Origin of the sequence: Flavobacterium ammonificans (assembly GCF_020886115.1) — a bacterium.
In the GTDB taxonomy this organism is placed as follows: Bacteria; Bacteroidota; Bacteroidia; order Flavobacteriales; family Flavobacteriaceae; genus Flavobacterium; species Flavobacterium ammonificans.
This window is the reverse complement of record NZ_AP025185.1, coordinates 1,921,591-1,944,090: the sequence shown is the minus strand read 5'-3', so window position 1 is coordinate 1,944,090 and position 22,500 is coordinate 1,921,591. Positions and strand designations below refer to the sequence as shown.

Sequence of the window (22,500 nt, the reverse complement as noted above, 5' to 3'; positions counted from 1 at the left end):
AGTTTATTGCGAATAATATAAAATAATTAAAAATAAATAACGTATTTATAAAATAAACACAATATTTATTTTTAAAGTATTAATAAATTCTGAGAAATAGTAGTAATTTAAAAATGACTATTCGTCATGTTTATTATCTGTTTTTAAATTATGAGTAGCATTAGATTCATTTCGTATTTCAGTATGACGAATTTCACCACCAGAGGTACCTACTTTTTGAATTACAAAAAGACTAGCGATACTTAAAACTAATAGTAAGTAGGAAACTAATTTCTGTTTGGGATTGTTTTTATATTGGAAATAAAAACCAACTAAAGATAAAATTCCTAAAACATCTAATAATAAAGCCATTTTTTCAGCTAATTCCTCGTGTTCATGGATGATTTTCCAACCAATCCCTGGCATGTCTTCTACTAGTTCCTCTGCTCCTTCTCCTGTATTCATACTCAAAATACCAAAAACAGCTCCAATAATAAATAATACATAAGCAGTATTAATAATCGATTGGTTTTTGTTTAATAATCCTGCAATTAAAATTCCAATTGCTACAATAGTTCCAACAATCGGAAAATGGTTTACTACCATGTGTAAATGTGCGTCATTCATAGTTAATAAATATTAAAGTTAAAAATTATCCTGCTAGTGAAACTCCAATTAAAGTTCCAATTCCATAGGTTACTGCTGCGGCTACCAATCCAAAAGCAACTTGTCTAAATCCAGAAAATAAAATACTCTTACCTGTCAATAAAGTAATTGCTGCTCCAATCCCAAAAAGACCCACTACGCTACTTCCAATACTTAGTAAAATAGCGCTTCTACCATCTAAGAAGATAAATGGATACAACGGAATGATGGCTCCAATGGCAAATAAAATAAAGGAGGCTGTCGCAGCTTCCCATGCCGAACCTCCTAATTCATCTTTGTCAATTCCTAATTCCTCATTAATGATTGCATCAATGGCAGTCTCTGGGCTTTCAAATGCTTTGTCTGCTAATTTTTGTGCATCGGCTGCATTCATACCTTTGGCTTGGTACAATAAAACCAATTCTTTTTTCTCTTCTTCGGGAGAAGCTTCTAATTCTTCTGTTTCTAATTCAATTTGACGTTGATTCAATTCTCTTGAACTTTGTACTGATAGCCATTCGCCTAAAGCCATCGAAATTGCCCCAGCCAAAAGTCCTGCGGTTCCTGTTAATAGAATGGTATCATTAGAAACGGCTGCGCCAGCTACTCCCATAACTAAACTCATATTAGAAACTAGTCCGTCATTTGATCCTAGTACCGCTGCTCGTAATGCATTTCCACCTACAGATTTATGGCGACTTTCAAACTTGGATAACAATCCACCAGAAACGTTCAACGCCTCATTATTATTGACTGCTTCGATAATATTCAAGTGATTGTGTTCAAATCCGGTTAGCTTTTCGCCTTGTTCGATTTTATTCTTAATAGTATTAACAGCAAATTGTTTTTCAATGTTGGCCAAACTACTAATGATAGAACTGTAGCCAAATAGCTTTCCTACTTTCAGTTGAAACTTGGCTTTAGAAGAAGGCAATGGCATTTGATAATTGGTATCAAAAGTCACTATTTTATTCAACATGTGATGTGCATGTCCCTTTTCTATTTCAGCCAAACTATTCAAAACCCGCTTCAAACTAATATCAGTTTGAATGGAAGCAATGCTATCATATAAAAAAGCAGTATCTACTTCAATTTGCAATTGCTTTTTTAATTTATTTACATCCATAGCGTAATTAGTTTGCAATATCAAAAGCGCCTTTTACTACAATTTTAGATGAAGAATTGATTAGATTGTTCGGAATTACTTCTATAAAAGAGCTATTCTTTTCTCCTATTTTAACTGCTACTTTTTTGAAACTGTAAGAATTGTTTTTTGCGCTTTCTAATAAAAGTACATAATTTTTATTGTTTTCACTAATAACAGCGTCAAAAGGTAGTGCTAATCCGTTTTTTGAACTGGTTGTAATTGAAGCCTCAACAAACATACCGGTCAATAATTTTTGTTTAATTTTCTCATCTAGATGTCCATGAACATTAATTGTTCTTTCATTTCCTTCAATGGATTTACCTACTAAATGTACTTCGGCCGGGAATATTTCTTTGGAAGCTTCAGGTACCTTAAATTGTATTTTCTGTCCCACTTTTACATTTAATATGTCTTTTTCAAACACCGCCAATTCCAAATGTAAGTGCTGTGTATCTACAATTTCCATAATTACGTCCGATGGTGCTAGATACCTACCAATAGCGGCATTCATAACCACAATATCTCCAGAAATTGGAGACGAAATAGTTACAAATGAAGTTAATTTCCCTTTTTCAACATGCGTCGGATTAATATTGAGAAGCAGCAGTTTTTCTCTTAAACTTTGATACATTCCTTTTGCTCTTCGATACTCACTTTCTGCTTTTAAATAATTTTTTTGCGAACTAATTTTTTCGTCAAACAATGTTTTTTGTCGGGCGAATTCGGATTTCAAATACTTAATCTGTTCAGCAACTTCAAGATATTCCTTTTGAATGTCTAAATATTCTGTACTTTCTAATGTAATGAGTGTTTGTCCTTTACGAACTTTATCTCCAACTAATAGTCGAGTAGATTTCACATAACCTCCAATGAATGTAGTCACTTGTGCCCTATTTTGTGGTGGAACATCAATTTTTCCCGATGCCTTACAATTGACATCAAATGCACGCTCTTTTGGACTGTCTATTTGAATACCTATCGACTCAAATTGAGCCGATGTAATCGCAATTAGCCCATCATCTTTGGGCGTAATTTCTTTTTTTGTAGCTTCTTTACACCCCAATAAAATGGAAGAAACAGCTAATATATATAGTATCTTTTTCATGAAAATTTAATTAAAAATTAGGGTAGTTTAATTCTAGTTGAGTCAAATTAAATTGCAGTACTGTTTCTAAGTAATCCGACTGAATTGAAGAAGCATTTTCTAAACTTTGAATGTATTGGAAGAAATCAATTTCTCCATTTTTATAACTCAAATTAGCCACTTTAATTATTTCGTCTGATAATTTCTTACCATGTTTTTGGTAGTAATTTATAGCTTCTTGGAATTTTGCCAACTCATTTTTCTTTTGGATTAAATAGCTCGACATTTTTTGCTCTTCATTTATTTTTTGCTGCTGCCAACTTTGTAATTCTAATTCAGCCACTTTAATTTTTGAAGTTGTTCCTGTAAATAAAATGGGTATTGCAACTCCTAATTGAAAACCATAAAGCGACTGCGATAAACCATTATTTCTACCTTGAAAATAGTCAATGTTAATATCAGGTAACCAATTACTTTTTTGTAATGAAATCTCATTTTTATAGGTTTTAGTAACTTCTTCTAAATAAATAGAATGAAAACCTGTATTGGAAGTATTTGCTAAATCTACAATCGGAGTTAAATTAGTATTGGAAATTAGAATAGTTTCATCTGATTGTACTAAAGATTTCAAAAGCTCATATTGGGCTATTTTATCTTTTTCAATTTGAGTTTTCTTTGTTTGAATTTGTCCCGCTTTAGCTTGAGCCGTTATTTTTTCTAAATAATTAGTTTCTCCCAACTCAAAACGACGATTACTTGCTTTAGAAAAATTTTGATATAAACTATCCAAATAGCCATAGCGTTTCTCCTGATTTTGCAAGAAAACAATTTCCTCGTAAACCTTTGAAACCGCTAAATTTAGTTTGTTTTTCAGTAAATCATAACGCGCTTTTTCTTTGTCGTATTCTGAAGTCAGCACTTTTTTCTTGGCACCATAAACAGTAGGAAAATCGAAACGTTGCTGTACTCCAAAAACTCGAAGTGGTAATACATTCAATGCTAAGTTATTTTGATCATAACTATAATACACATTCATTTTATCAAATGAATAGGCAGATTGAATAGCTGCTTTTGCTTTATCAAGTTGCAATTGAGCCGCTTTAATTTCTTTATTATTATCGATTGCTAAATTGATAATTCGTTCTCGTTCGGCGCTTGTATTTTGAGCACTTAGAAATGAACAACTCAATAAAAAGAATAGAATGATTGCTTTGTTATTCACTTTAAATTGCGGCTTTTTAAAATCTTTTTTATCTAAAACTTTAAAAAGTATAGGTAGTACAATTAAGGTTAAAAATGTTGCAGTTACTAGGCCTCCAATAACGACAGTGGCCAAAGGTCTTTGTACTTCAGCACCGGCAGAGGTTGAAATTGCCATTGGCAAAAATCCTAAAGCTGCAGCGGCGGCAGTCAACAAAACAGGTCGCAAACGATCTGTAGTACCTTTTAGTATTAATTGATCCATATCTTTCATTCCGCTGTGCTTAAGTTCTTTAAAATGCTCAATTAAAACAATTCCATTTAACACTGCAATTCCAAAAAGAGCAATAAAACCAACTCCTGCCGAAATACTAAACGGTAAACCACGCAGCCATAGAAATAAAATACCACCTACAGCAGAAAGTGGAATTGCTGAATACACCATCAACGCCTCTTTGATAGAACCGAAAGCAAAATGCAATAGAATAAAAATTAAGAATAAAGCTATAGGAACAGCAATTAGCAATCTGGTTTTTGCAGATTCTAAGTTTTCAAATTGCCCTCCATATTTTATATAATAACCTGCAGGTAGCTGTATCTTTGAACTAACTATATTTTGAATATCAGTAACTACACTTTGTAAATCTCTATTTCTTACATTAATACCAACAACAATTCTTCTATTGGTATTGTCTCTTGAAATTTTTGCAGGACCTTGAGAATACTCAATTGTAGCTAATTCATTTAACGGAATTTGTTGTCCGTTTGGAGTTGAAATGTATAAATATTGTAAGTCTTCAATATCCTTTCGGTTTATCTTATCTAAACGCACCACCATGTCAAATCGTTTTTCGCCTTCAAATACATTTCCGACTGTTTTACCGGCAAAACTAAGCGCTATCATGTCGTTTAAGTCGGCAATATTTAATCCGTAACGAGCTATTTTTGAGCGATCATATTGTACTAACATTTGTGGTAATCCTTCGGTTTTTTCAATAATAATATCCGAAGCACCTTCCACATTTTTAATTGCATTTTGAATTTCATGAGCTTTACTAGCCAAAATATTCAAATCTTCACCGAATAACTTCACAGCTACGTCAGAACGTGTTCCAGAAATCAATTCGTTAAATCGCATTTCGATAGGTTGTGTAAATTCAATTTCCATATTCGGAATTTGAGTTTCAATTGCAGTTTTGATTTTGTCAGCTAACTCATCTTTGGATTCGGCAGAAACCCATTCTGATTTTGGTTTTAATTTGACAATAATATCGCTTTCTTCCATTGACATTGGATCTGTTGGTACTTCGGCAGCACCAATCCTACTCACCACTTGATTAACTTCAGGGAAATTTTTCAAAATAATTTGTTCAATCTTTGTAGTAGTAGCAATAGTTTTTGTCAATGAAGTTCCCGTTTTTAAAACAGGCTGAATTACGAAATCGCCTTCGTCTAGTGTCGGAATAAATTCGCCACCCATTCTAGTGAAAATTACAATAGAAAATAACAAAAGTCCTACAGCGCCCAACAGTACTTTTTTAGTATTACTCAAAGACCAAGTAATAATATGTAAATATATCGAATTGAATTTATGAATCAATTGATGAGAAAACGAATTTGGATTTTCTTCTTTAGGCTTTAAAAAAATCGATGCCACTACAGGAACGTATGTAAAACACAAAAGCATTGCACCTAATAAAGCGAAGCTAAATGTCATTGCCATAGGCTTGAACATTTTACCTTCAATTCCTGATAAAGACAAAATAGGTATAAAAACGATCAAAATAATTAACTGTCCAAAAACTGCCGAATTCATCATTTTAGATGCGCTTTTAAAAGTGATTTGGTCAATTTCTATTTGTTGTTTTTCTTTTGATAGTCCAACTAAACTTGCCGATTTACTTGCTATTTGGAATGCAATAAATTCTACAATAATTACCGCTCCATCAATAATAATTCCGAAATCTATAGCGCCTAAACTCATCAAATTGGCATCAATTCCAAAAATATTCATGAACGAAATAGCAAATAATAAGCATAATGGAATTACAGATGCAACTACCAATCCCGAACGCCAATTTCCCAATAATAGCACCACTACAAAAATTACAATTAAACAACCTAGAATTAAATTTTCTGCCACTGTGAAAGTAGTTTTACCCACCAATTCGCTTCGTTCCAAGAAACCATTGATATAAACACCTTCCGGTAATGTCTTTTGAATTTCAGCCACCCGATTTTTGACATCAGTAATAACTTGCTTAGAGTTTCCACCTTTTAACATCATTACTTGTCCTAATACCTTTTCACCCTCACCATTCCCTGTGATAGCGCCGAAACGATTTGCATGTCCAAAATTAACTTCAGCAATATTTTTAATGTAAACTGGAATACCATTGGTATTTTTAACTACAATATTTTCAATATCCTCAAGTGAATTTACTTTTCCTTCAGCTCGAATGAAATAACTTTGATTTACTTTTTCGATATAGGCTCCACCAGCGATACTATTGTTTTTTTCCAAAGCCACAAAAACATCTGTCATGCTTATATTAATCGCTTTTAAACGTTCTGGAATTATGGCGATTTCATATTGTTTTAAAAAACCACCCCAAGTATTGATTTCTACTACACCTTTGATTCCAGACAATTGTCGTTTAACTATCCAATCTTGAATAGTTCGTAAATCGGTAACAGAATAATTATCTTTAAATTCGGGTTTAACTTCAAGAGTATATTGGTAAATTTCTCCTAAGCCAGTGGTTATTGGCCCCATTTCAGGGGTGCCGAAACCGGCAGGGATTTTTTCGGAAGCTGATTTAATTTTTTCAGCAATTAATTGTCGTGGTAAATAGGTTCCTAAATCATCTTCAAAAACAATAGTAACCACTGATAATCCAAACTTAGAAATAGACCTAATTTCTTTTACGCCAGGTAAATTAGCCATTTCGATTTCAACTGGATAGGTAATAAACTGTTCAATATCTTGTGTAGAAAGATTTCTAGAAGTAGTAATTACTTGCACTTGATTATTAGTTACATCAGGAACTGCACCAATCGAAATTTGGAAAACAGAATAAATTCCAAAACTAAAAACTCCTAATGTAAAGAGTAGAATAATCAGTTTGTTTTTTAAACTAAATGCTATAATTTTTTCGAGCATAATTGAATACTATTTATGTACTTCAAAAGTAAGTCATAAATATAATCTAAATCTTAAGAATTACTTAATGCTGATGAAGGATTAATTAGACGATTCTTGAAAAACTAATTCAACTTTGGTTCCCGCATTTTCAACACTCGTTAAATTAATACCAATGGACAGAAGAGAACATAATCGTTGCACTATGGATAATCCCACGCCTATTCCTTTAATACTTGGGTGATTTAATGCTTTTGATCGAAAGAAAGGTTGAAATACTTTTTCTAAATCAGCTGGGGATATTCCAATTCCATTATCAATAATAGAACAAATTATTTCTTGTTTTCTTTGATTTAAATGAATTTCAATGGCATCACTTTGGTTAGAATATTTGATTGCATTAGAAATTAAATTGGTGATTATTATTGAAACAAATTGCTTGTCTGATTCACAATAATAGTCCTCTTCCATTTTTAGATGAATTTTAATATCTTTTAACTTAAGTAAAGATGCCTTTCGAACTAAAATATCTTGAATGATACCATTTAAATATACTTTCTCATTCTTGAATGACTGCTTTTCATTTTCGTAACGCGCAAGTAATAGTAATTGATCTACTAGATGATTTAATCGATCTACTTCTGCAACGCAAAAATTAATCTTTTCTTCATATTCTTTGGTAGCTCTTGGTTTCCTAATTAAAACTTCTAAAGTACCTTTTATTACCGTTAGGGGTGTTCTTAACTCATGCGAGGCATCTGAAGTAAATTGTTTTTCTCGTTCTATAGCTGTTTCTAAACGATCTAATAAATCATTAATGGTTTGGGATAGAATAAATAATTCATCTTTGGTTCTCGGTAAAGGAATTCTTGATTTTAAATTATCTTTTGTAATTTCATTAGCAGTATTGATTATAGCATTAATTGGCTTTATACTTCGTCCAGCAATCAAACGCGCAATTAGAAATAGAATTCCTAAAATTGTTGGATAGGCAATTGTCAATACTTCTAACAAATTATTTTGAACTAAATAGGTGTTTTCCAAAGACATGGCTACCATTAGGTAACCTATAATCAATTTCCCCTCATAAATTGGTAATTGTATTTGGCGTACAGCTTTTCCATCCAATTGATAATCAAAGAGTGTATTGAATGGAATTTCAGAATTAAATTGAAGATTTCTTTTGAGGTTAGGAGATTTTTCAACAACATTCTTTTTATTGTCGATAAATTGTACGTAGACAGGATTAACATCCTCTGTATTATGTTCTCTTTCCATCCATTCTTCAAGATGGATGAGACGAAAACTATTATTACTTACAGCAATTTCTGTCAGATGTTTTTGAGATTCTGCTTCAATATCTTCATTGATATCACTGTACATAGTATAGCTTACACTAATATAAATAACACAAAAAACAAAAGCAATTAATAGTGCAGTTGTTACTATGTAAAGGGAGGCAATTTTATTTTTAAAGGAAAGTTGCATCATAGTTAATCGTTTGCAATGTACCCCACACCACGAATGGTTTTGATGTAGTCTTCTTCTTTTTTAAAGTTAATTTTTTTTCGAATGGAATTCATAAACACATCAATAACTCCTGTGTCATAATCAAAATGAATATCCCAAACATCTTCAATTATTTGAGTTCGTGTGCATACTTTTCCTTTATTTTTAACTAAGTAATGTAGTAAATCATACTCTCGATTAGTTAAACTTACTTCTTTCTTATTAACTAACACAAGATGTTGACTTAGATTAATTTCAACTGGCCCTAAATGAAGAGTCTCCACTTTTTCTAAAGTACGAAAATGAACTTTCATTCGCTCTAACAATTCATCAAAGCTAAACGGTTTTTTGATATAGTCATTCGCACCAACTCTTAGGCCTTCTATTGTTTCTTGAATGGTGTCTTTAGCTGTTAAAAAAATAACTGCTGTAGTTGTATTGTGTTGTCTAAATGTCTTACATACTTCTATACCTGTCATTTTTGGTAGCATCCAATCTAGCAATACTAAATCAAATTTTTCTTTAAAAAGAAGTTGAAGTCCTTGTTCACCATCGGAAGCTGTTGTAACAGTATATCCTTCTTCTTCCAACCCTTGTTGTAAGAATTGAACAATTCCAATTTCGTCCTCAACAATTAAAATTCTCATGTTTCTTTTATACTCTATTTATTGCATTATAAATTTAAAAGCAATTGTAGCTATACTAGCCTTAAGTCGGTCAGAACGATCATACTGATGAAACCTAAAATCAATATTTTTTAGTCCAAATTGCCAAATTTTTGATGTGGCAAAAATATCGGTGTAATTGATTCCAAAACCTATTTGCTTGGTATCAAAGGTAGCTAAATCTGGATCAGAAGTATAAAATTGTTCCGAAGAAAGATGTTTTTCGTAAGGCGCATAAAATTTTGACTCTGTTTGAGTGTAGTACCTAAAGGTTGGAAATACAGTAAATTTATCTGAAAGTTTGATAGGCAACTCTATACTTGCAGTATGCGCGTGAATATTCCAATCGTCAGAATAATACCTGTAATAGGTTCTTAAAATAAAATGCTCATTAATGTAATAATTCAAACGTGCGCCAACGGGTAATTTGAATCGGTTATTTGGCAATCGCTCAATGTCATCTGCTAATTTAAATACTCCAGTATTGGCATTGTTTTCATAGCTAGAAATAAACTGAGATTGACCAATGTAAAAGTTAGACTTGTCAGCAAAATAAACCCGATGATAGGGAGTCGATAATAATCCTTGCTGTTGTAAAACATCAAAAAACAATGAAAGCTGAAGACGTTTAGTTACTATTTGAGAAAAGCCAAAAGAGGCCGAATAAGAGTTTCTATTGGTTAAAGCCAAATCTTTAAAATTACTTGGTAAATAATTTTCAGTAGCTGCCACGCCATTTTCGTTATAAACAGTTACTCCATTAAAATAGCCTTGTGATAATAAATTAGTTCCGTATTTGGAGTATTCATGAAGCTCTGTTGGGTAAATAGGTCGCCATTGGTCTAAATAGGCATTAGCCTTTACACTAATTTCAGTGTTTTTTTCATTAAAAAGAGCGGCAACTCCACCACCAAATCCGACAGAGGTATAATCATACTCATTAGAGAAAGAAACATCGGCATTCCATATAAAATTTCTTGAATCACTGCTGTGACTGTAATTGGCCATTACTGAAACTAGTTGATCACTTCTTGAAGCGCCTGATGAGGCTTGCCAAGGACTTCCGTAGGGCTGTGGACTAACACCTGTATTAGCATAACCATTTCTATCATCGTCATCATCATCATCTCCGTTTCCACCTGATGCGCCAGAAGAATTAAACGGATTAATATTACTAGAGGAGGCTGAAGAATAGGCTGAAATTCCGACATCTACGGTTAGTACGTCATCATCATTGAGTGGCATAGCAATAGTAATATTTGAAGCAATGTCGGTTAACTTCTCAGAACCAATTCCGCCTGAAACTGCTGATCTTGAACCATCTTGAACATAATAGCTTGCCAAAAAATCAACTTCGGTACTTTCCAAAACTCTTTTTTTGAATGTAGGAGTTGCGGTTTGGGTTTGAGCAAATGTTGTTACCGAAAGGAACAATATACTATATATTAAATATTTTTTCATTTTCAATTTATTGAATTCATTAATTACAGCCACAACCACCGCCAGATTTCCCGCCATTCGCTCCAGCAGCAGCTTCTCGATATACCTGAAACGTAGTTTCATATCGCTCCGACGTTCGCGCAGCTATTTTCATATCAATATCATTGATTTTTTCTTTTTCATATTCTTTAACAACAGTACATGACTGTAATACAAACGGTACTAAGAGGGTTAAACAGATTTTTTTTAACATGGTTGTTTATTTATATTTTTTAATGTCAATTCCTTTGGAAGAATGAATTTTGCCTTTATCATCAACAATAATGCATTCGATCCCTTTTAATTGGTTTACTAGATTCAAACCTACTTCTACCCCCAAAACAAAAATTCCGGTTGCTAAAGCATCAGCGATTTCAGTTTGTTTAGAAAAAACCGATACACTTACTATTCCTGTAGCTGGATATCCAGTTCTTGGATCAATAATATGAGAATATCGTATCCCATTAAATAGAACATACTTCTCATAATTCCCAGAGGTTTCTACAGAACTATTCTCTAAAGGGAAAGTGGCAAATACTTTGTTCTTATTCATTGGATTTACAATTCCGACAGTCCAAGGTTTTTGATTGCTTTGTTTACCCCACGCATTGATATCGCCAGAAACATTAACTATTCCAGACTTACAACCGTTAGAGAGTAACTTATCTTTAACTTTATCAGCAATATAGCCTTGGCCTATCCCACCAAGTCCTAATTTCATTCCTTCGTTTTTTAAGAAAATAGTTTGATCTTGCTTATTTAAAAGAATGTTCTTAAAGCCAATTTTCGACACTGATTTTTTTATTGCCTCTTCTGAAGGCATTTCTTTCATGCTACCATCGAATTTCCAAATTTTATCCATAGAGGCATACGAAATGTCAAAAGCACCATCAGTTAATTGTGAAATTTTTATGGCTCTTTCAACTAATTCAAATACTTCGGAATCTACTTTTATGGCTTGAACACCAGCATTTTTATTAACTAATGAAATTTGGGTTGTTGGAATCCAATCAGAAATTAAATTTTCTATACGTTTAACCTCTGTGATTGCTAAATCTGCAAACTGCTTCCCTTCTATTGTGTCTTTGGCTACAACAGTAATTTCAAACGGACTTCCTAACATGGAAACTTTACGTTTGTATTCTGTTTGTCCAAAAGAATTTAGACTGATAATTAGTAAGGCAATTGCGATGTTAAATTTCATTATTTTTCGAATGAATGAATTAATTTAATATAATTAGAGGCGGAATAATTCTTATATCCTTCAATACCTAAAACAGTTCCGTTTTTATCTAATAAAACCACTAAAGGGAAATTACCCGAAGTATTGTATTTACTTGCTAATAGTTTATTTGACTCAGTTAATGTAGGGCTTAATTGGTTTGCTTTTTTCTTTGGAAAATCAGCTTTGTAAATTACCCAATTCGATTCGGATTCTTTTTTGAACTCTTCAGATTGCCAAACGGCTTTATCTAATTTGATACAAGGAGCGCACCAATCTGATCCAGAAAAAACCAAAACTATATTTTTGTTTTCAGCTAATGCTTGAGACTTCGCTTCCTCAAAAGAACTTTTCCAATTTTGCGAAAAACTTATTTTGAAAAATAATAAAAGGGAAAGTAAGAGGATTTTTTTCATCGATGAAGTTTTAAATTATAGTTATACAAAAATAACACAGATTTAGCGTGAATATTTTGCAATAGAGATTTCTTAAGCTAAACTTAAGCTAAACTTAAGTTAATCCTAGCAACTTAATAGCCAGTGAAATCTTAAGCTATTCTTAAGTTAAATTGAAGTATATAACGTTACTATTTATTTAAATTTGATTTAAAAAAATGCCACTCGTTAAAAAACTTTCTCCTTTTTATTCTTTAACTTTATTCTACATACTAGTAAGCCTCATCTTAAGAATAGTATTATTATTCCATCCCATCACACAGGCTTCATTTTCTGGTTTTGATATAATCAAAATTTTTACATTCGGAATTCTATCTGACTTTTTAGTTTTTACAGTCTTAAGCGGTTTGCTATGGTTGTACTTGATTTTCATATCCAATTCAAAATATCTCAAACCAGCAGGTTATATTATTTTTGGATTGCTTGTTGGTTTGTTCTTATATATTGCTTTTGGAAATACTATTTTAAACGAATATGGTGGTGCTTTACCTGAAATAGGAATGGCTTTTATCGGACTTAAAACACTACTTTTTGGTCTATTATTATTCCTTCCAAAATACAGAAACACCATTCGTTTTTGGTTGTTTTCCTTTGTGATTTTTCTTTTTGTCACTTTAATACTTCAAAATGCTATTAGTGAGTTTTTCTTTTGGAATGAATTTGGCGTAAAATACAATTTTATTGCTGTGAATTATTTAGTATATACAAACGAAGTTATTGGGAATATTATGGAATCGTATCCTGTAATTCCTCTATTTACAGTACTATTTATAACTTCTGGAATAATCACTTACTTTATAGTAAAATATTCTAAAACCTACATAGAAGCTATTCCTTCTTTCACTGAAAAAATTCAAATTTCAGGTTTGTATTTTGTTATTTTAGGCCTTTCATTGACTACAATTCCATATTTGGCAACAAAAGAAAACTCTCAGAATATTTTTGCTAATGAGTTACAATCTAATGGGATTTATAAATTTTATTTAGCTTTCCTAAATAGTGAATTGGATTATTTTAAATTTTATAAAACGATTCCAAGTAATGAAGCATATGCTATTTTGAAAAATCAAATCAATGGAATTGAAAATGAATCAACAACTAGAAAAATTATTGGAAAAGGACAAGAAATTCATAAAAATGTTGTCTTAATTACTATTGAAAGCTTCAGTGCTGATTTTATGAAAGCGTATGGAAATGAAAATAATATTACTCCTTACTTAGACAAGCTAGCTTCAGAAAGTTTACAATTTACTAATTTGTATGCTGTTGGGAACCGAACCGTTCGAGGACTTGAAGCTGTTACACTTTGTTTTCCTCCTACAGCTGGAGAAAGTGTAGTGAAACGAAAAGATAATAAAAATAAATTTTCTACTGGAAATATCTTTAAGCAAAAAGGTTATAATGTAAAATACCTGTATGGTGGTGATGCTTTCTTTGATAATATGGAAGATTTCTTTACAGGTAATGGTTATGATATAGTTGATAAGAAAACTTTGAGTCCGCACGAAATTACTTTTTCTAATGTTTGGGGTGTTTGTGATGAGGATATGGCTAATAAAGCCATTCAAATAATGAATACTGAATCAGAATCAGGGAAACCCTTCTTTAACCATTGGATGACGGTGAGTAATCACAGACCCTTTACCTATCCGAATAATAAAATTGATATACCAGGTGACGCTAAGTCCAGAGCTGGTGGAGTAAAATATACCGATTATGCATTAAAACAGTTTTTTACACTGGCTAAAAAACAATCTTGGTTTAAGAATACCGTTTTTGTTATTGTCGCTGACCACTGTGCATCTAGTGCTGGAAAAACTGAACTTCCTTTAGACAAATACAGAATTCCTGGATTAATATATAGTCCTGGATTTATTGCACCGCAAAAATACACACAATTGATGTCGCAAATTGATGTAATGCCTACCTTAATGGGATTATTGAATTTTAATTATCAAAGTAAATTTTACGGACAAGACGTACTTCAATCTGATTATAAACCCAGAGCATTAATTGCTACTTACCAAGATTTAGGTTTAATAAAAGATGATGTATTAACAATCATTTCCCCAAAACAAGAAGTTAAACAATTCCAATTGAGTTTGAAACCCGATCAGAAAATGGCTCCTGAATTTCAACTCAATTATGATCAAGAGGTTTTGAATAAAACAAGAACCGATTTAGTCAGAGAAACGATTTCATATTATCAAACAGCTTCCGATTTATTGAAGAAAAAGAAGTACCAGAAATAAATTACTACAATAAACCATTATATTTTCTTACAAACCATTCCAATGAAAGAATGAATAAAAGAAAAATTAATAGGCTTACCCATTCGATAAGTGGTGATTTAATCACTACTTCTTTTTGAATCGATTGGTATTCTGATTCAGCAAGCAATTTATGTATTAATTGATCCGTTTTATCTGGATAGAAAAGGCTTCCTTTTGTATAATTGGCAAGTTGTTGTAATCTAAATTCATCAGGATTAACAAACTGTTTTTCAACATCAAAATCCAAAATTTCTAACGTATTTGAATAGCGTTCTTTTGAGTTTAATTCTGTGATGGTGAAATTATATTTACCAGCAGGAAGTGATTCCAAATTAACTTTAAATGAATTCGAAGCCCTACTAAAATCGTATTTTCTATTCATTTTTGATGTTGTATTCACAATGGAAATTTCAAATCTAGCTTTCTCGTCAAATTCAAAATTTTTATTTAAATAATACGCACTGATTTCTATTGGATCTCCTAAGTTATAAATTAATTGATGTTCCACTACAAGCGATTGCTTAACTGAATTAGTGGATAAATATTGAATTATTTTATCTATAAAAGTATCGTATTTTTCAAAATTTTGATTTTCAATAAAATAGTGAGCGCGCCATTTCCAACTATTTTCACCAAAAAGATAGGTTGTACGTTTCCCTTGATTCTCCGAAAAAACTAACATCGGTGATTCTGTATCGATACCTCTAATTTTTGAAGAAAGTAGCACCGAACTATTCCCTTTAGCATTTATAGTTCCAAAACTATTTTGCAATGGCGGAAATGATTCAAAACCTATATTTTCAGATGAAAAAAGAGTAAACTGCGAATTGAAATTAGCAAAATAGTCTTCCATTTGATTGGACATTTTGAAAACTACATCAGATTGTTGTTGGTTTAAAAACGAATAATCAGTCGATGTACCTGTTATTATGAACGAATTTAAACCAGCTTGTTTAGTAGTTTCAAATGCAGTATTAAATTGTTTGTTAGGCTGGTAAAAAATAACAAGTTTATAATTTTTTAATTCGTTGATATATTGCGGTTTAATTACAGTTACCTTTCGTTGTACATTAGATTCAATCGTGCGTTTTAAAGCTCCAATATCGGGATGATTAATTGCAGATAGTAATGCTATTTCAGTTTTTTGATCCATTACTTCTACGGCAAAGCTAGAAGTATTGTTAAATGGATTTTTTTCTTTTTTAGATGCAATAATTTGAGCTTTGTAAAGCTGTAGTCCAATTTTATTTGCTGGTAATACTACTTGAACTACTGCAGTTTTCTTTTGTGGTGAGAATGAAATTATTTGATTAACGAGTATTGATTTTCCCTGAAAAATCTTAAAATTAGCTGTGATTGCTTCTTTACCTGAATAGGCTGCAAATATTTCAACTGGAAATTGGTTTTTATAAAAAGCATACTTATTGACATTGACTTGGGTAATTTTCAAATCCGTTACTTTGGTAGTATCCCCTAAAACAATGGGAAATACTTTATTTAATGGATCAAAACTAAATTCATATTCGTTCCCATTGGTTTGATTTCCATCAGTTAATAGTACTGTAGGGAATGATTTGTTTTTGTAATTTTTTTGTAATAAACGCGCTGCAGCCTCTAAATTAGTTTGTTTTCCTTTAAAATTAAATGAATTGGAAAGCTGCAAGTCAGAGTCCAATTGATAGGACTGAATTTCAAATTTTTCTTGTAAAGCTGGATGATTTACTAATTTTTGATAACTAGCTAAAGCTTCTTTATTAGCATTTAAAAAAGGTATAGAACTGGAATTATCCATTACTATAACTAAAGGTGTTTTTTCAGTTTTAAATGTATTTCTAGTTACAGTTGGATTAATTATTAAAATAAAAAGTCCAAAAAAAGTAATAAAACGCAAAAAAGCCAAAAACAAATTCAAATTAGATTTATTTTTAGCTTTGTAGATGTATTGAAAAAAAGCTAAACCCGCAGCAATCAAAACAGAAATGATCAGTAATAGGATTGTGTTGGTCTCCATTTTTTTATTGAATTATAGTTCAAATAATTTATTCAAACTAGTAGCAAACTGTTATGTTAACATTCCACCACAAACATTAAGTACTTGACCAGTTACGAAAGCACTCATATCTGAAGCGAAGAAAAGACAAGCATTAGCTACATCATCAGTAGTTCCACCACGTTTCAACGGAATTCCGTCTCTCCAACCTTGAACTACTTCAGGACTTAATTTAGCTGTCATTTCAGTTTCAATAAAACCAGGTGCAATTGCATTACAACGGATATTTCTTGACCCTAATTCTAAAGCCACAGATTTTGTAAAACCTATAACTCCAGCCTTAGATGCGGCATAATTGGCTTGACCCGCATTACCCTTTACTCCTACTACGCTACTCATATTGATAATGGAGCCAGAACGTTGCTTTAAAAATGTTTTTTGAATCGCTTTTGTCATATTAAAAACCGATTTTAAATTTACATCAATTACTTGATCGTAATCCGCTTCAGACATACGCATTAACAAATTATCTTTAGTAATCCCGGCATTGTTGATTAAAACATCAATCGTACCAAATTCCTCAATCACAGCGTCAACAAAAATTTGTGCTTCGTTAAAATCAGCTGCGTTAGATTGATAGCCTTTGGCTTTAATGCCCATAGCATTCAATTCATTTTCTAAAGCCATAGCTGATTCTACAGATGAACTGTACGTAAATGCAATATTAGCTCCATGTTTTGCAAAAACTTCTGCAACTCCTTTTCCAATTCCGCGACTGGCACCTGTAATGATAGCCACTTTTCCTTCAAGTAATTTCATAATATAAACTAAATAGTATTTTTATTCAATAGATATAACAAAGAATTCAAATCCTTAATAAGGATGAATATTATTTTTCAAATATAGGAATAATTGTAGTGTTAAAAAAAGAGCAATTAGAATTAAAAGTTAAACTATAAGTCATTAAAGAAAATTTAAAATCATAATGATTTATTAAAGTTTTATATGAATGCAATTTAAATTACAATTAATTATATTTATTTACGTTATTAATAAATCTCAAATCTTAAAAATCTAAATCTATGAAAAAATTAACTTCTCTAATGTACTTAGGAAGTATTTTGACTCTATTTGCTTGTAGTAATTCAACAGACATTGATACAACTGATAGCTATCCTAATGTAATTACTGCTTTTGCAGGAAAAATTGACCTCAATAATTTATATAATTATGCCAATCAATCCAAACCGGCTTATATAACTAAAGACAACACATCTGGTAATCCAATATCAGATAAAGGAGCGACATTAGGTAGAGTATTGTTCTATGATAAAAACTTATCTTCCAACAATACTATTTCATGTTCTTCTTGTCATATTCAAGCCAATGCATTTAGTGATGATGCTATTGCTAGCGATGGAGTAAATGGAACAACAACGAGACATTCTATGCGATTAATCAATTCTAGATTTTCAAATGAAAGAAAATTCTTTTGGGATGAAAGAGCCGCTACATTAGAATTACAAACTTCTGATCCTATAAAAAATCATATTGAAATGGGGTTTAGTGGTACAAGTGGTGATGGGTCTATCACTACTTTGATTACAAAATTACAAGGAATTGGTTATTACAAAGAACTATTCAAATATGTGTATGGATCTGAGGAAATTACAGAATCTAAATTGCAAAATGCGTTGGCACAATTTATAAGAAGTATTCAATCTTTTGATTCAAAATACGATGCTGGACGTAGCACTGTACAAAATGACAATCAAGCATTTCCTAATTTTACAGCCCAAGAAAATCAAGGAAAAAATTTATTTTTAACACCACCCGTTTTTGATGCTAATGGTGTTAGAACTTCATGTGGTTTTGGGTGCGCAGGTTGTCATGCAGCTCCTGAATTTGATATAGATCCCAACACTAGAAATAATGGCGTAATTGGAGTTCTTAATGGAACTGGAATTGATATTACTAACACAAGATCTCCCTCTTTACGAGATTTACTTAAGGCGGATGGAACTCCTAATGGACCTATGATGCACACAGGAAGTTTTGCTACTTTGCAAAATGTAATAGGACATTATGGAAATATTAATTTAGCTCCAGGAAACAGTAATTTAGATCCAAGGTTGAGGCCTAATGGTTATGGACAACAATTAAACATAACTGCAACAGAAGTAAATGCGCTGACTGCCTTTATAAAAACACTAACCGGAACAAATGTCTACGTTGATCCAAAATGGTCTAGTCCATTCAAACAATAAAAAAAGCGCCAATTAGGCGCTTTTTTTATTTATTATCAAGTAAGAATTAAAATGCTACATTCCATCTTGGTAAACTTCCTTTATCGTCTAAGAAATTTTGTAAAACTTGACCTTCTATAAAGGTAGGGATTACTTTAACTTTATCGTTGAAAGTAACGTACCAAACTACTTCTAATCGTTCTATATTTTCTAATTTCATTTGGGCTGGCCAAGAATATTTTCTTCCTGTTTTAGCAAATTGATGACCATTTACAATTTTGTCATACAATCCGCCATTTTTACTTTTTAACGCACCATCATTTTGAACTGTACCAGTAGAACCTACCATAATCAATTCTTTCTCATCACCTTCAAAAGCATATACTAAGAAAATTCCACTAGCGCTTTCTGGAGCATTACAAACCTCTTCTAAACTATCTTCTTGACCAAAAGTAAAACTCTTGGTTACTTTAAACTTTTTTAATTCTTTGTACATTATATTTACTGTATTTATTAAACAAAATACCCCACGAAACCGTGAGGTATTTTAAATTGTATATTGTATTTAGGATTAACCTAAAACTTCTTTTACTTTTTTACCAATTTCAGCTGGAGAGTCAACCACGTGAATTCCGTTTTCTCTCATAATTTGCTTTTTAGCCTCAGCGGTATCATCAGAACCTCCTACAATTGCACCAGCGTGCCCCATTGTACGACCTGCTGGAGCAGTAACTCCGGCAATAAATCCAACAACTGGTTTGCGATTTCCATCAGCTTTGATCCATTTAGCAGCATCTGCTTCTAATTGTCCACCAATTTCTCCAATCATTACAATACAGTTAGTTTCAGGATCGTTCATTAATAATTCAACTGCTTCTTTTGTTGTTGTTCCAATAATTGGATCTCCACCAATACCAATAGCAGTAGTAATTCCTAATCCTTGTTTAGCAACTTGATCAGCAGCTTCATACGTTAAAGTTCCTGATTTTGACACAATTCCAACAGTTCCTTTTTTGAAAACAAAACCTGGCATAATACCTACTTTTGCTTCATCAGCAGTAATAACTCCTGGACAGTTAGGACCTATCAAACGAGCGTTTCTTTCTTTGACATAACTGTTAGCTTTGATCATATCAGCAACAGGAATTCCTTCAGTGATAGCTATAATAACTTTAATTCCAGCATCAGCTGCTTCCATAATCGCATCAGCAGCAAAAGCAGGTGGTACAAAAATAATAGAGGTATCAGCACCAGCTTGTTCTACTGCATCTTTTACTGTGTTAAAAACGGGACGGTCTAAATGCGTTGAACCGCCTTTACCTGGAGTAACTCCACCTACAACATTGGTTCCGTATTCAATCATTTGAGACGCGTGAAATGTTCCTTCACTACCTGTAAAACCTTGAACAATTATTTTGGAATTTTTATTAACTAAAACACTCATGATCTATTTTTTATGTGATTTTTTAAATTTGATACGCAAAAATACGATTTTGAAATTATTTTCTAACTTTTAAATTGAAAATAAATTAAGAAATTTGACTCATTTGATACCCTCGATACAATTTATCGTCTTTTATTTGCCAAATAACTATAAAATTTGCTAAAAACATTTCTTCACGAGGATTTTCAATCGTTTTTACATAATGGGAATAGCGAACAGATACTAGGTCGTTTTCAGCAAGAATATGACTAATTCTTACCTTTGAACGAACGTACGCTTTACTTAATTCAAGAGAAAGATTTAGAATAGATTCATAATTCAATTGAACAAAACCTTTACTACTATTCCAATCTAAAATTATTTCAGGATGAAGATATTCCTTCATTACGTCAGCATCAATTAGTGCATCTGATTTGTAAAAATTTTGAATTAGTTTTTTTGAGGCCATTATTTTAATTGATTTAAAATTTCAGGAATTCGTTTAATATTAGCTAATTGTTTTAATTTCTCTCTCGATTCTTCAATTGGTGTTCCAAAATAAGATTTGCCACCTTCAATAGACTTGGTTACACCTGTTTGTCCCATTACCACTGCTTTAGCACCAATAGTTATTCCACTTGTAGTACCAACTTGTCCCCAAAGTGTCACTTCATCCTCAATAATAACACAACCTGCTATACCAGTTTGTGAAGCAATTAAACATTTTTTACCTATAACTGTATCGTGGCCAACATGAACTTGATTGTCAATTTTGGTTCCTTCTCCAATAGTTGTATCGCCCGTAACTCCTTTATCTATGGTACAAAGCGCACCTATACCTACATTATTCTCAATTACTACTCTACCGCCTGAAAGCAATTGATCAAAACCTTCTGCACGTTTTTTGTAATAAAAAGCATCAGCACCAATTACAGTACCGGCATGTATAATTACATTATCACCAATTACTGTATGATCGTAAATTGCTACATTCGAGTGAATCAAACAATTTGTTCCAATGGTGACATGATTACCGATAAAAGTATTGGGTTGGATTTGTGTATCAATCCCGATTTTAGCAGTCGCTGCAATGGAAACATTTGCTCCTTGAAATGGCATAAAATGCCTTGTTAAGGTATTGAAGTCTCGAAATGGATCCTCTGAAATCAATAAGGCTTTTCCTTCTGGACAATCTACTTTTTTATTGATTAAAACAATAGTAGCTTTGGATTGTAATGCTTTATCGTAATACTTGGGATGATCAACAAACACAATGTCTCCTGGTTCAACAACATGAATCTCATTCATCCCTAAAACAGGAAAGTTTGAATCACCTACAAATTCACATTGAATAAGACTTGCGATTTCTTGAAGTGTATGTTGTTTAGGAAATTTCATTGATTTCTATTTAAAATAGTAAAGGTTGACTATCATTTAATAATCAACCTTTAGTATTAGTTTATGGTTTATTCTTTAACACGCTCCATATACGATCCTGAAGCGGTATCAATTTTAATTTTATCTCCTTCATTAATAAATAAAGGTACGTTTACAGTTGCTCCAGTTTCAACAGTTGCTGACTTTGTAGCATTTGTTGCAGTGTTTCCTTTTACACCTGGTTCAGCATAAGTAACTTCTAAAATAATAGAAGCTGGCATATCAACAGAAAGTGGTGCTTCTGTTTCTGCATTGATTTGAATCATTACGTTCGTTCCTTCTTTTAACAAATCAGGATTGTCTAAAACATTTTTATTCAATGTAATTTGTTCGAAAGATTCATTATTCATAAAATGAAACTGATCTCCCTCTGCATATAAATATTGAAAAGTATGTGTTTCTACACGAACTTCATCAATTTTATGACCAGCGGAAAAAGTATTATCTAATACTTTACCGTTAGTCAAGGATTTTAGTTTAGTTCTCACAAAAGCAGGTCCTTTACCTGGTTTAACGTGAAGAAATTCAATGATTTTGTAAATATCGTTGTTGTATTTGATACATAATCCGTTTCTAATATCTGATGTACTTGCCATTTTAAATG

19 protein-coding genes are annotated in these 22,500 nt (G+C 32.0%); 2 read left to right on the top strand and 17 right to left on the bottom strand.

Annotated features, from left to right (window positions below; all coding sequences use genetic code 11):
* Nucleotides 1–117: 117 nt before the first annotated feature.
* From LPC20_RS08610 to LPC20_RS08565, 10 genes are all read right to left on the bottom strand, one after another.
* Nucleotides 118–606, bottom strand: coding sequence for a DUF2231 domain-containing protein (locus tag LPC20_RS08610; protein ID WP_229324476.1), 489 nt, complete (start codon nt 604–606; stop codon nt 118–120).
* A 25-nt stretch (nt 607–631) separates the two neighbouring features.
* On the bottom strand, nt 632–1,750 hold the full coding sequence (locus tag LPC20_RS08605) for a VIT1/CCC1 transporter family protein (protein WP_229324474.1): 1,119 nt from the start codon (nt 1,748–1,750) through the stop codon (nt 632–634).
* A 7-nt stretch (nt 1,751–1,757) separates the two neighbouring features.
* Nucleotides 1,758–2,876 (bottom strand): efflux RND transporter periplasmic adaptor subunit, encoded by a 1,119-nt coding sequence (locus LPC20_RS08600; RefSeq protein WP_229324472.1) that lies wholly within the window; start codon nt 2,874–2,876, stop codon nt 1,758–1,760.
* A 10-nt stretch (nt 2,877–2,886) separates the two neighbouring features.
* Nucleotides 2,887–7,218: a CusA/CzcA family heavy metal efflux RND transporter gene (locus LPC20_RS08595; RefSeq protein WP_229324470.1), complete on the bottom strand. Its 4,332-nt coding sequence runs from the start codon at nt 7,216–7,218 to the stop codon at nt 2,887–2,889.
* Between the two features lie 81 nt (nt 7,219–7,299).
* The gene (locus tag LPC20_RS08590) at nt 7,300–8,688 is read right to left on the bottom strand and encodes a sensor histidine kinase (protein WP_229324468.1); all 1,389 of its coding nucleotides are present in this window, start codon (nt 8,686–8,688) and stop codon (nt 7,300–7,302) included.
* Nucleotides 8,689–8,690: 2 nt separating this feature from the next.
* On the bottom strand, nt 8,691–9,353 hold the full coding sequence (locus tag LPC20_RS08585) for a response regulator transcription factor (RefSeq protein WP_229324466.1): 663 nt from the start codon (nt 9,351–9,353) through the stop codon (nt 8,691–8,693).
* Between the two features lie 18 nt (nt 9,354–9,371).
* The gene (locus LPC20_RS08580) at nt 9,372–10,832 is read right to left on the bottom strand and encodes a DUF3570 domain-containing protein (protein ID WP_229324464.1); all 1,461 of its coding nucleotides are present in this window, start codon (nt 10,830–10,832) and stop codon (nt 9,372–9,374) included.
* Nucleotides 10,833–10,851: 19 nt separating this feature from the next.
* On the bottom strand, nt 10,852–11,064 hold the full coding sequence (locus LPC20_RS08575) for a DUF4266 domain-containing protein (protein WP_229324462.1): 213 nt from the start codon (nt 11,062–11,064) through the stop codon (nt 10,852–10,854).
* A gap of 6 nt (nt 11,065–11,070) precedes the next feature.
* Nucleotides 11,071–12,054: an FAD:protein FMN transferase gene (locus LPC20_RS08570; RefSeq protein WP_229324460.1), complete on the bottom strand. Its 984-nt coding sequence runs from the start codon at nt 12,052–12,054 to the stop codon at nt 11,071–11,073.
* Nucleotides 12,054–12,488 (bottom strand): thioredoxin family protein, encoded by a 435-nt coding sequence (locus tag LPC20_RS08565; protein WP_229324458.1) that lies wholly within the window; start codon nt 12,486–12,488, stop codon nt 12,054–12,056. The genes LPC20_RS08570 and LPC20_RS08565 overlap by 1 nt, the downstream gene beginning before the upstream one ends.
* Before the next feature lie 197 nt (nt 12,489–12,685).
* On the opposite strand from LPC20_RS08565, the gene LPC20_RS08560 reads away from it, so the two are divergent.
* Complete coding sequence (locus LPC20_RS08560) at nt 12,686–14,779, top strand: LTA synthase family protein (protein ID WP_229324456.1); 2,094 nt, start codon at nt 12,686–12,688, stop codon at nt 14,777–14,779.
* A 4-nt stretch (nt 14,780–14,783) separates the two neighbouring features.
* On the opposite strand, the gene LPC20_RS08555 is transcribed toward LPC20_RS08560, so the two are convergent.
* Nucleotides 14,784–16,811 (bottom strand): hypothetical protein, encoded by a 2,028-nt coding sequence (locus LPC20_RS08555; protein WP_229324454.1) that lies wholly within the window; start codon nt 16,809–16,811, stop codon nt 14,784–14,786.
* Nucleotides 16,812–16,862: 51 nt separating this feature from the next.
* Entirely contained in the window at nt 16,863–17,609 is a 747-nt protein-coding gene (fabG, locus tag LPC20_RS08550; RefSeq protein ID WP_229324453.1) for a 3-oxoacyl-[acyl-carrier-protein] reductase, read from the bottom strand.
* 263 nt (nt 17,610–17,872) lie between these two features.
* Between fabG and LPC20_RS08545 the strand changes: the two genes are divergently transcribed.
* Entirely contained in the window at nt 17,873–19,057 is a 1,185-nt protein-coding gene (locus LPC20_RS08545; protein WP_229324451.1) for a cytochrome-c peroxidase, read from the top strand.
* A 46-nt stretch (nt 19,058–19,103) separates the two neighbouring features.
* Here LPC20_RS08545 and LPC20_RS08540 read toward each other — a convergent pair whose 3' ends face one another.
* From LPC20_RS08540 to efp, 5 genes are all read right to left on the bottom strand, one after another.
* Nucleotides 19,104–19,532 (bottom strand): hypothetical protein, encoded by a 429-nt coding sequence (locus tag LPC20_RS08540; RefSeq protein ID WP_229324449.1) that lies wholly within the window; start codon nt 19,530–19,532, stop codon nt 19,104–19,106.
* 75 nt (nt 19,533–19,607) lie between these two features.
* On the bottom strand, nt 19,608–20,480 hold the full coding sequence (sucD, locus tag LPC20_RS08535) for a succinate--CoA ligase subunit alpha (protein WP_229324447.1): 873 nt from the start codon (nt 20,478–20,480) through the stop codon (nt 19,608–19,610).
* 85 nt (nt 20,481–20,565) lie between these two features.
* Nucleotides 20,566–20,928, bottom strand: a complete 363-nt coding sequence (locus tag LPC20_RS08530; protein ID WP_229324445.1) for a nuclear transport factor 2 family protein — start codon at nt 20,926–20,928, stop codon at nt 20,566–20,568.
* Nucleotides 20,928–21,857 (bottom strand): UDP-3-O-(3-hydroxymyristoyl)glucosamine N-acyltransferase, encoded by a 930-nt coding sequence (locus LPC20_RS08525; RefSeq protein WP_229324443.1) that lies wholly within the window; start codon nt 21,855–21,857, stop codon nt 20,928–20,930. The genes LPC20_RS08530 and LPC20_RS08525 overlap by 1 nt, the downstream gene beginning before the upstream one ends.
* Nucleotides 21,858–21,925: 68 nt before the next feature.
* Nucleotides 21,926–22,492 carry an elongation factor P gene (efp, locus tag LPC20_RS08520; RefSeq protein WP_229324441.1) on the bottom strand — a complete coding sequence of 189 codons (567 nt, stop codon included), beginning with the start codon at nt 22,490–22,492 and terminating at the stop codon, nt 21,926–21,928.
* Nucleotides 22,493–22,500: the final 8 nt, after the last annotated feature.

Excerpts from the sequence above, each read along its gene's own strand:
- LPC20_RS08610 (WP_229324476.1), bottom strand. The coding sequence starts at position 606 with ATGAATGACGCACATTTACACATGGTAGTAAACCATTTTCCGATTGTT.
- LPC20_RS08605 (WP_229324474.1), bottom strand. The coding sequence starts at position 1,750 with ATGGATGTAAATAAATTAAAAAAGCAATTGCAAATTGAAGTAGATACT.
- LPC20_RS08600 (WP_229324472.1), bottom strand. The coding sequence starts at position 2,876 with ATGAAAAAGATACTATATATATTAGCTGTTTCTTCCATTTTATTGGGG.
- LPC20_RS08595 (WP_229324470.1), bottom strand. The coding sequence starts at position 7,218 with ATGCTCGAAAAAATTATAGCATTTAGTTTAAAAAACAAACTGATTATT.
- LPC20_RS08590 (WP_229324468.1), bottom strand. The coding sequence starts at position 8,688 with ATGATGCAACTTTCCTTTAAAAATAAAATTGCCTCCCTTTACATAGTA.
- LPC20_RS08585 (WP_229324466.1), bottom strand. The coding sequence starts at position 9,353 with ATGAGAATTTTAATTGTTGAGGACGAAATTGGAATTGTTCAATTCTTA.
- LPC20_RS08580 (WP_229324464.1), bottom strand. The coding sequence starts at position 10,832 with ATGAAAAAATATTTAATATATAGTATATTGTTCCTTTCGGTAACAACA.
- LPC20_RS08575 (WP_229324462.1), bottom strand. The coding sequence starts at position 11,064 with ATGTTAAAAAAAATCTGTTTAACCCTCTTAGTACCGTTTGTATTACAG.
- LPC20_RS08570 (WP_229324460.1), bottom strand. The coding sequence starts at position 12,054 with ATGAAATTTAACATCGCAATTGCCTTACTAATTATCAGTCTAAATTCT.
- LPC20_RS08565 (WP_229324458.1), bottom strand. The coding sequence starts at position 12,488 with ATGAAAAAAATCCTCTTACTTTCCCTTTTATTATTTTTCAAAATAAGT.
- LPC20_RS08560 (WP_229324456.1), top strand. The coding sequence starts at position 12,686 with ATGCCACTCGTTAAAAAACTTTCTCCTTTTTATTCTTTAACTTTATTC.
- LPC20_RS08555 (WP_229324454.1), bottom strand. The coding sequence starts at position 16,811 with ATGGAGACCAACACAATCCTATTACTGATCATTTCTGTTTTGATTGCT.
- fabG (WP_229324453.1), bottom strand. The coding sequence starts at position 17,609 with ATGAAATTACTTGAAGGAAAAGTGGCTATCATTACAGGTGCCAGTCGC.
- LPC20_RS08545 (WP_229324451.1), top strand. The coding sequence starts at position 17,873 with ATGAAAAAATTAACTTCTCTAATGTACTTAGGAAGTATTTTGACTCTA.
- LPC20_RS08540 (WP_229324449.1), bottom strand. The coding sequence starts at position 19,532 with ATGTACAAAGAATTAAAAAAGTTTAAAGTAACCAAGAGTTTTACTTTT.
- sucD (WP_229324447.1), bottom strand. The coding sequence starts at position 20,480 with ATGAGTGTTTTAGTTAATAAAAATTCCAAAATAATTGTTCAAGGTTTT.
- LPC20_RS08530 (WP_229324445.1), bottom strand. The coding sequence starts at position 20,928 with ATGGCCTCAAAAAAACTAATTCAAAATTTTTACAAATCAGATGCACTA.
- LPC20_RS08525 (WP_229324443.1), bottom strand. The coding sequence starts at position 21,857 with ATGAAATTTCCTAAACAACATACACTTCAAGAAATCGCAAGTCTTATT.
- efp (WP_229324441.1), bottom strand. The coding sequence starts at position 22,492 with ATGGCAAGTACATCAGATATTAGAAACGGATTATGTATCAAATACAAC.